The organism is Sphingobium sp. D43FB (assembly GCF_002312805.1).
Taxonomy (GTDB): Bacteria; Pseudomonadota; Alphaproteobacteria; order Sphingomonadales; family Sphingomonadaceae; genus Sphingobium.
This window is the reverse complement of sequence record NZ_NMUA01000061.1, coordinates 1-9,480: the sequence shown is the minus strand read 5'-3', so window position 1 is coordinate 9,480 and position 9,480 is coordinate 1. Positions and strand designations below refer to the sequence as shown.

The 9,480-nt window shown below is 55.7% G+C and carries 9 protein-coding genes; all 9 read left to right on the top strand.

The window, feature by feature from the left end; all coding sequences use genetic code 11:
• Positions 1–377: 377 nt before the first annotated feature.
• Positions 378–1,277, top strand: coding sequence for a biphenyl-2,3-diol 1,2-dioxygenase (gene bphC, locus SxD43FB_RS22315; protein WP_043152420.1), 900 nt, complete (start codon positions 378–380; stop codon positions 1,275–1,277).
• A gap of 53 nt (positions 1,278–1,330) precedes the next feature.
• Complete coding sequence (locus SxD43FB_RS22310; protein WP_043152418.1) at positions 1,331–1,657, top strand: non-heme iron oxygenase ferredoxin subunit; 327 nt, start codon at positions 1,331–1,333, stop codon at positions 1,655–1,657.
• Position 1,658: 1 nt separating this feature from the next.
• Positions 1,659–2,147 carry an aromatic-ring-hydroxylating dioxygenase subunit beta gene (locus SxD43FB_RS22305; RefSeq protein ID WP_051520061.1) on the top strand — a complete coding sequence of 163 codons (489 nt, stop codon included), beginning with the start codon at positions 1,659–1,661 and terminating at the stop codon, positions 2,145–2,147.
• 21 nt (positions 2,148–2,168) lie between these two features.
• Positions 2,169–3,431 carry a Rieske 2Fe-2S domain-containing protein gene (locus SxD43FB_RS22300; protein ID WP_043152416.1) on the top strand — a complete coding sequence of 421 codons (1,263 nt, stop codon included), beginning with the start codon at positions 2,169–2,171 and terminating at the stop codon, positions 3,429–3,431.
• A complete protein-coding gene (locus tag SxD43FB_RS22295) occupies positions 3,428–4,015 on the top strand; it encodes a 2-hydroxychromene-2-carboxylate isomerase (RefSeq protein ID WP_096064000.1) in 588 nt (195 codons plus the stop codon). The genes SxD43FB_RS22300 and SxD43FB_RS22295 overlap by 4 nt, the downstream gene beginning before the upstream one ends.
• 352 nt (positions 4,016–4,367) lie before the next feature.
• Positions 4,368–6,812 (top strand): TonB-dependent receptor, encoded by a 2,445-nt coding sequence (locus tag SxD43FB_RS22290; RefSeq protein WP_255245863.1) that lies wholly within the window; start codon positions 4,368–4,370, stop codon positions 6,810–6,812.
• A 137-nt stretch (positions 6,813–6,949) separates the two neighbouring features.
• Positions 6,950–7,567 carry a UbiX family flavin prenyltransferase gene (locus SxD43FB_RS22285; RefSeq protein WP_051520059.1) on the top strand — a complete coding sequence of 206 codons (618 nt, stop codon included), beginning with the start codon at positions 6,950–6,952 and terminating at the stop codon, positions 7,565–7,567.
• Positions 7,498–8,136 carry a hypothetical protein gene (locus tag SxD43FB_RS22280; RefSeq protein ID WP_255245862.1) on the top strand — a complete coding sequence of 213 codons (639 nt, stop codon included), beginning with the start codon at positions 7,498–7,500 and terminating at the stop codon, positions 8,134–8,136. Before SxD43FB_RS22285 ends, SxD43FB_RS22280 begins: the two co-directional genes overlap by 70 nt.
• Positions 8,133–9,480, top strand: a 1,348-nt coding sequence (locus SxD43FB_RS22275; protein ID WP_096063998.1) for an FAD-binding oxidoreductase, incomplete at its 3' end; no start/stop codon positions are given. The genes SxD43FB_RS22280 and SxD43FB_RS22275, both read left to right, overlap by 4 nt.

The following is a 9,480-nucleotide window of genomic DNA, read 5'->3' as shown; positions in this document are numbered from 1 at the left end:
CCAACCAGGATTGGAGCCGTCCCCGCAGGACCTGCAGGTTGGCGATACGCCCAACCAGTCGTTCTTTCGCGTTCATTACCTGTCTCTCCCGCATCGTCCTTTTGACCCGACGTCGCTTCTGCGATCAATTGGCCCCGGCGCCATTGCAAATGCCGGTCGCTGAACAGTTACCAGTTCGCCAATCACCTGTCGGCGAATCAACCAGCCAATGCCAGGCCGCTATCCTACCGCTAAAAATTATTCAGTGCAACGTATTGCACCCAGCGAAACATTCGCCTAATAGAGTTTCCAGATTAGGTGCCGAAGCCGCATGTTTAGCGTCGTCGAGCATGCTGGACACAGCGCCAAAAAAGGCGGCAATTTTGGGAGAGCAGTCAATGTCATCGGTCAGCGAACTTGGATATCTCGGCATGTCAGTGACAGATCTCGATGCGTGGCGAGCCTACGCAGCAGAGGTTGCCGGAATGGAAGTCGTCGACGAAGGTGAGAGTGATCGCATCTATCTCCGGATGGATCTGTGGCATCATCGCATAGCACTTATCAAAGGCGACACTGACGATCTCGCCTACATGGGCTGGCGGCTTGGTGATCCGACCGAGTTCGAGGCAATGGTTGAAAAGCTGACCAACGCCGGGATAGCAGTGACTGTGGCGAGCGATGCCGAAGCCCGCGAGCGCCGCGTGCTCGGCCTGGCCAAGTTGACCGATCCCGGTGGAAACCCCACCGAAATCTTCTACGGCCCGCAAGTGGATGCCCACAAGCCTTTCCATCCCGGACGCCCCATGTTCGGCAAATTCGTCACCGGGTCGGAGGGGATCGGTCACTGCATCCTGCGCCAAGACGATGTCGAAGCCGCAGCCGCGTTTTACCGCCTGTTGGGGCTGCGCGGATCGGTTGAATACCAGTTGCATCTGCCCAACGGCATGGTGGCCATGCCGTACTTCATGCATTGCAATGAACGGCAGCACTCGGTCGCCTTCGGCCTCGGCCCGATGGAAAAGCGCATTAACCATCTGATGTTTGAATATACCGAACTGGACGACCTCGGGCTCGCCCACGACATCGTGCGCGAGCGTCAGATTGATGTCGCGCTTCAGCTCGGCAAGCATGCCAACGATTTGGCCCTCACCTTCTACTGCGCCAACCCTTCTGGCTGGCTGTGGGAATTTGGTTGGGGTGCTCGTAAGGCGCCTGCCCAGCAGGAATTCTACACCCGCGACATTTTCGGTCACGGCAATGAGGCCCAGGGGTACGGCATGGATGTTCCTCTCCAGTAAGCCGCCTCCAGACTGGCTGCTATATCAAATACATCAAAGGATTACGAAGCACGATGACAAGTAAGGTACGTCTTTGCCCGGTTGCTGACGTCAAGGATGGCGAACCGGTCGGAGTGTTTCTGGAGCAACTGCCCGCGCTGGCTGTCTACAACGTCGATGGTGATATCTTCGTCACCGACAACATGTGCACCCATGGAAACGCAATGCTGACTGATGGGTACCAAGATGGCGGCATCATCGAATGCCCATTTCATGGTGGATCGTTCGATATCGCCACTGGGGCGGCGAAGGCCTTTCCTTGCCAGGTTGCGATCAAGACTTACCCCGTCAGGATCGAAGACGGGTGGGTCTGCATCGATCAACTGGAAGGAGTGGCCTGAGATGGATCCGAACATTTCCGAGCGCCTTCGCTTGCAGTATCTTGCAACCGAAATCAACGCCATCCATGCCGAGTGGATAGATGATGATCGACTTGAGGAATGGCCAGAGCTGTTCGCGGACGACTGCATTTACAAGGTTATCGCGCGCGAGAACCATGACCGCAATCTGACCGTCTCGGCGATATTCTGCGATAGCAAAGGCATGCTGGTCGACCGCATCGTATCCTTGCGCAAAGCAAATATCTTTCCGGTGCACAGCTATCGTCATATTCTGGGGCCTACTCGCATCGTGTCAGAACACGAATTAAAGATCACGGCTCAAACAAATTACACCGTATTCATGACTCGAGCGGACGGTCGTACGGAAATATACAATTCCGGCAAATATATCGATGAAATCGACTGTAGCGGAGAGAAACCGCTCTTTACATCGAAAGTCGCTGTATTTGACACGAATGTCATAGATACAATGATGGTACGTCCAATATAAGCCGATTGTGAGATTTTACTTATGCCAGAAACAGTGCTTAAGGGTAGTCAAGATTCGGATGCATCGGACGTTGCCGGGTGCCGTGTACCGTATCGCGTATTCACCGATCCGGAATATTATCGGCGAGAGCAAGAGAATATCTTCCAGGGAGAAACATGGTCTTTCGTTGCCCTGGAAGCGGAAGTGCCCGAACCGGGAGACTTCAAATCAACCTTCGTGGGCGAGACTCCGGTCATAGTGACCCGTGCCAGTGACGGTAAAGTGCATGCCGTGGTCAATCGTTGCGCGCACCGCGGTGCACTGGTTTGCCGCGAAGTGCGCGGCAACCGCCCAAATCTGGAATGCGTATACCATCAGTGGGCCTATGATCTGGAAGGCAATCTGATCGGAGTCCCATTCCGGCGTGGCCTCAAGGGTCAGGGCGGCATGCCCGGTGACTTCGACATGAAGCAACACGGCCTGAGAAAGCTCCGTGCGGAAAGCATTGGCGGTCTGGTTTTCGCCAGTTTCTCTGAAACCGTTGAACCGCTGCGTGACTTTTTGGGGCCGATCGTGATCGAGCACATCGAGCGCATCATGTGCAAGCCAATCAAGGTGCTGGGCGACCAGCGCCAGCATGTGCATGGCAACTGGAAGCTCTACGCCGAAAACACGCGCGACCCATATCACGCAAGCCTACTCCACCTGTTCCACAACACATTCGGATTATACCGATCGACACAGACGGGCAAAAGCGTGATGGACGCGAACAAGCGTCATTCGCTGCTTTACTCGATCGCTGCCAGCAACGACGATGCCGCGGATAAGCAGGCCTATGGGGATTCTCGCACCTTTAACACCGATTTCAAGCTGCAGGACATGTCGCTCCTTAAAGGTCGGCAGGAATTCGATGATGGCATAACCCTCGTTATCCTCGCAGTGTTCCCCAATCTGGTGCTCCAGCAGATTCAGAACACCCTGGCGGTGCGGCAGATACTAACCAAGGGCACCGACGGCTTCGAGCTTGTCTGGACCCATTTCGGCTACGCTGATGATGATGCCGAGATGCAGGCTATCCGGCAAAAGCAAACCAACCTGATCGGTCCGGCCGGGCTGATCTCCATGGAAGATGGTGAAGCTGTCGAAATCGTCCAAAGGGCCGTCATTGGCGAAATGGAAGCAGAATCTTACATCGCCATGGGCGGAGGCCGTGCGGACGATGCAGATCACCTGGTCACCGAGGGCTCAATCGTTGGATTCTGGGAAAACTACGAAAAGCTAGTGGGTTACGGAGCCGCGTCATGACCAAAAAGATCGATTTCTATTTCGATTTCATCAGTCCGTTCAGCTACCTCGCGCAGGCGAAACTGCCTGATTTGGCCCGCAGGACCGGCTGCCTGATCGAATATTGGCCGATCGACATTCCGGAGGCGAAGATTGCTGCCGGAAACTATGGCCCGTCCAACCGCGAAGTTGTTCCCAAGATAAAGGTCCTGATGGCCGATTTGGAGCGCTGGGCGGTCAAGTACGGGGTACCTTTGACGTTTCCCGCGAGCTTCGCCTGTTCGGATTGGAACTGTGCAGCGCTTTATGCCCGCAGCCAAGGCCGGGCGGAAGCATTTGTTAGTGCCGCGTTCCACCGAATCTGGGGGATCGGGATCGATCCGCGCGATCGGAATGAGTTGCGCGGCTGTGCCGAAGACGTTGGATTGGACGCAGATGCATTGTGCGAATTCGTCGCTTCACCCGCGGGCCGGGGCGAATACCGCAAGGCCCGTACGCAAGCCTACCAGCGAGGCGTATTCGGCGCGCCGATGATGTTTGTCGATGATCAGATATTCTGGGGCAACGATCGCCTCGATTTTCTTGAAAGTTATCTTCTTGATTAAAATTCAAAGTATGAAGTTTATAAAAGATTAATATGGATGGGAGCTTCCGAGGTGTGGGTCCAAAAACCATCGTCGCTCTCGACAGCATGGCGTTTGGCCGCGCTCGATGCAAAGTCGCACGTATTTAGCGTCGTAAAGGCTGCTTTCAGAGAGAGAGTGTTGGGTGCAATGAAGGAAGCTTTCCTTTACAATTTTAAGAAACTCGTAGCCCCGCTTTTGGCAGCGTAGTGTGGTCGATAGGAAGCCCCCAGTTAGCATGACCGCTCTAAAAAAGAAGCTTTTGATCCCAATTCCTCTTATAATCTTATTCGTTCCAATGATTTAATTAAAACAAGTATTTAGGGAGATGGAAATGAACCAGAATAGGCACAGAATATTTCTTTTGGCTGGCAGCGGTTTAGCTATGGTCGTGTCATCCGCCCCCGCTTGGGCGCAAGATGCGGCAAATGTCCAAGCAGCCGTCGAACAGAGCAGCGGAGGTCTCGATGAAATTGTGGTGACCGCACGCAAACGTGAAGAAAATGCGCAAGACACCCCAATCGCAATTACTGCGATGAGCGGTGACATGATTGAAGGTCGGCAGATATCCAACGTCGCGCAGGTTGCATCCTACGCGCCGAACGTCGCTATCCAGCCAGTTGCGAATATCTCCGGATCAAGCGCGTCACTCACCGCTTTCATCCGTGGTGTGGGGCAAACTGACTTCAATATCACGGTAGACCCTGGCGTGGGCATCTATGTTGATGGTGTCTATGTGGCGCGGTCGGTTGGCGGTCTCTTGGAAATGGCCGACATCCAAAGTGTACAGATCCTTCGTGGGCCCCAGGGAACGCTCTTCGGCAAGAACACCATTGGCGGCGCGATCGTCGTCAACAGCCGCGAGCCTTCCAACGAGTTTGAGCTCAAGCTCGAGGCCGCTACCGGTCGGTTCAATCGGGCGGACATCAAGGGGATCATTAATATTCCCATCAGCGACACGCTCGCCATGCGAGCGGTCGCATCCTATGAAACGCGCGACGGCTACCAGTTGCGGCTGGTTGACGGTGACCGGCAGGGCGACAAGGACAGTTTCTCAGGACGCGTAGCCTTCAAGTGGGAACCAAGTGATGTTTTCACAGCGACCTTGGCAGGCGACGTTAACATTCGTCGCGAAGGGACCGCCTCAAATACTCTTATCGAAAACCGGGATTCGCCCGATCTGTTGCAGTTCGTCACCACTCCCAACGGTACGTTCGCTTTCCCAAGTGCGAATTTTGGATACAACAAGCTCGGCGGCGGGGCCGGTCAGTGCGGTGCGCCCGGCGAACTGGCACCCCTTGATAATCCCAACTGTGTCTCCTCTCGCTGGGTTACCGGTGACATCGACACGACATGGGCTGGCAGCAACAACCAGTCCGATTTCGACCTTTGGGGTACAAACCTCACGCTGGAGTATAATTTAGGGAATCTGACCCTGAAATCGATCAGCGCCTATCGCGAACAAAATTCAATCATTGAGTCAGACTTTGACGCAACGCCACACGTGGTAGTCCAGAATACCAACAAGCTCGACCTGTGGCAGGCCTCCCAGGAACTTCAACTGAACGGAAGTGTGCTGGACGACCGGTTGAAATTTACTCTCGGCGCGTATTACCTTAAGGAGAAGGGGTTCGGCGACGAGCTGCTGCAGTTTGGCTTCGCCGATTTCTTTAGCGGCGGCGGGATCGACAATGACAGTTACGCCGCCTTCGCTCAGGCGACATTTGAGGTTACGGACCGGCTTTCGATCACCCCGGGCATTCGCTACACTGACGAAACAAAGCGCTTCGATCCGTCTGTGCAAGTCATCACCGTCGATCGGACGGCCGGTTTGCCTGGCCCATATCCAGATGGTGTGTTCATCCAGTTTGCTCGCTGTATCACCGGACAGGCTGCGCCAGTGCTCGGGCCTGATGGGTTCCCCGATCCAACCTGCGTTCCCTCGGCAACCAATCCGGGCGGCAACCACGTTGTCCCCGCTGTCGAAGTTGCCGCCAAGGCCAAGGAGTGGACCCCGGCAGTGTCGGCAAACTACGAGTTCAGTGATGATGTCATGGGCTATGTCTCTTATTCGAAGGGATTCAAGAACGGCGGTTTCACCCAGCGTATCTTCCCGGGCGAACTGGTAACCCCCTCCTTCACGCCCGAATTCGTCGAAACCTACGAGGTCGGCCTCAAGACCGAGTTGTTCGATCGCCGCCTGCGGTTGAACATGGCGGTGTTCCAGTCTGATTATACCGACATCCAGATCGTCGTCAGCGAGGGCATTGCACCCAAGGCACGCAACGGTGGTGTCGGACGGATCAGAGGCTTTGAAATCGAGGGACAGGCTGCCCCGACCGATTGGTTGCGGATTGACTACGGCCTGGGCTATCTGGACGCTGGCTATCGCTCGGTGCTTGCGAGCGCGTTTCCTGTGAACATCGACTCCAAGTTCGCTATGGTGCCTGAATGGACAGGAACCGTTGCAGCGAATGCGACTGTGCTCGACAATGAAAACGGCAAGCTGGTACTCCGTGGTGATTGGTATCATCAGAGTTCAACTTTCAAGGACGCTATCAACAACCCGCAACTTTTCCAACCCGCTTACAGCGTGTTCGGTGCGAACGCTTCATACACCCTCCCTGGAGATCATTTCACGATCACCGGAGGCGTTACCAATCTGACTGATAAGCGGTACATCCAAGGTGGCTTTGTCGATCTTGATGTGGCTGGTCTGGCAACTGCCAACTTTTCCCGCCCACGGGAATGGTTCCTCAGGGTCGGTTATGAATTCTAAAACTTAGGATCGGGGGGCGGCTTAACTTGCCGCCCCCTTTTGTCTCAGACGAAGCGGAAGGGTGACAGATTGTTGACAAGTGTATCTTGTCCATTCGTTGAAGTTTTAGAACCAACCTTTGTTGGCGCTGTGCGCTCGTGAAACGGATCGTCGTTGCCATAACCGGAGCAACCGGTGCGATCTACGGGTTGCGTCTGTTGACAATGCTGAAAGATCAAGCTGGCTGGGAAACGCATTTGGTCATGTCGCAGGCCGCCTTGCTCAACATCCGCGAAGAGCTTGTCGATGGGCGGCAGCAATTCGAGGATGCTGCAAACGTCGTGCACAGCAGCCGCAATGTAGGGGCGAGCATCGCGAGCGGTTCGTTCCTGTGCGAAGGCATGGTGATCGCGCCATGCTCAATGCGGACATTGGCTGCAGTCGCCAATGGCCTGTCCGACAATCTGATTACACGCGCGGCGGACGTCATGCTTAAGGAACGGCGCAAACTGGTGCTGATGACGAGAGAAACGCCGCTTAATCTGGCACACCTTCGCAACATGACTGCGTGCACAGAAATGGGCGCGGTGATCTTCCCCCCCGTACCAGCGTTTTACAATCGCCCACTCGAAATCGACGAAATTATCGATCACAGCTGCATGCGGGTGCTTGATCAATTCGGACTTCATCGCAACCTGGAGAATCGTTGGCAGGGATTGACTGGCGAAAACCCCGATCCGGCATTGCCAGTCAAGAAAATCGAAAGGCAGGCATGATGACTTGGTATCTAAGGCGTAGGGATGTTTTGGGAGCCGGAGCGCTCGGCACCGCTGCCGTTGGGCTGGGTACACTTGCGCGGTTTGAACCGGGCCGGAGCCGCACTGTCACCGTGGTTGAGGAAAGTGGCGTGCCTGAAAGCCGCCAGTTCGCTTCCGCTCTGATCGACAGCGGCTTTGCAGGTGAAGTGATCCGCATCGACCAATCGCTCAATGGCTTACTGCACGAACTTGAAGCAACGACGGGGACGGTTATCGGAATGACATCTGATCCCGTCGCGATGATCGCAGGGCAGCTGCTGGGCGAACGCGGCGCGCATGCGCGGCAGTTCTGGCAGCATCACTATGCGGGCGGCAGATGGGGTCATCGCACCGAAGGAAGCGTACGCCTGATTGAGAACACGACACACGCTTGGCCGGTGGCAATTGCTCACCAGTTGCAGAGCGCCATTGGTAGCAGATCACGTCAAGTCCCAAACGCCTGCACTTCCGGGGCCTGCGCGTTAGTTGTCAGCAGCCCTGGTATGCTGGTGTCATGGGTTCATGAATTTGAAGGATATCAATCGTGAGCAGCATTGTTCCCCAAGGAGTTGCCGCCTCCGATTTCTCCAATGCGCTCGACGAGTTCGCAGGAGTCGTCGGCAAGGACCGTGTGTACGTCGATGAACAACCGCTGTCGAGCTACAGGGACGCTTATTCACCCCTCGCCGACGGTGAGTTTCTGCCTTCAGCGGCTGTTGCTCCTGAAGGCGTCGAACAGATTAAGAAGATCCTGAAGATCGCCAACGCCTATAAGATACCCATTTGGACAATCGGCACCGGGCGCAACTTCGCTTATGGCGGCCCTGCCCCGCGCAAGTCCGGCTATGTGATGCTTGACCTGCGTCGGATGAACCGGATTATCGAAGTCAACGAGAAATACGGTTATGCCCTTGTCGAACCAGGCGTTTCGTACATGCAGCTTTACCGCCATTTGCGCGCGATCGGCAGCAAGCTCTGGATCGATCCCGCAGCGCCAGCATGGGGCGGTGTGATGGGCAATGCGCTGGAACATGGCGCAGGCTACACCCCTTATGGCGACCATTTCACCATGCAGTGCGGCATGGAGGTGGTGCTGGCCGACGGCGAAGTAATACGGACCGGCCAGGGCGCACTCGCGGGGTCGAAACACTGGCAGGTGACCAAGCACGCCGCCGGTCCGCAGTTCGACGGCATGTTTACCCAGTCGAATTTCGGCGTTGTTACGAAAATGGGCATCTGGCTGATGCCTGAACCTCCCGGCTACAAGCCGTTCATGATAACCTACGAGCGCGAGGAAGATCTCGAGGCGATCTTCGAGATCACCCGGCCGCTGAAGGTCAACCAGATCATCCCGAACGCCGCCGTGGCGGTCGATCTTCTGTGGGAAGTCTCGGCCAAGACCACACGTCGCCATTACTTCGACGGCAAGGGCCCGCTGCCGCAGTCGATCCGCAAACAGATCGCCTCGGACCACAAACTGGGGATGTGGAACTATTACGGCGCACTCTACGGCCCGCCGCCTATTATCGAGAACAACTGGAAGATCGTCGAGGATGCCCTGATGAGCATTCCCGGAGCGAAGCTGTACCTCGATCGTGAGAATGATCCCGCCTGGGACTATCGCGTACGCCTGATGCGCGGTGAACCGAACATGACCGAATTCAGCATCATGAACTGGATCGGCGGCGGTGGACACGTCAATTTCTCTCCGCTCTTGGCACCGAACGGTTCGGAAGCACTTGCCCAGTACAACCTGATCAAGAGCCGCTGCCACGACCATGGCTTCGACTATATCGGTGAATTCCTGGTCGGCTGGCGCGACATGCATCACATTCTGATGATCATGTACGACCGGGCCGACGAGGCTATGCGCAAAAGCGCCTACGACCTTT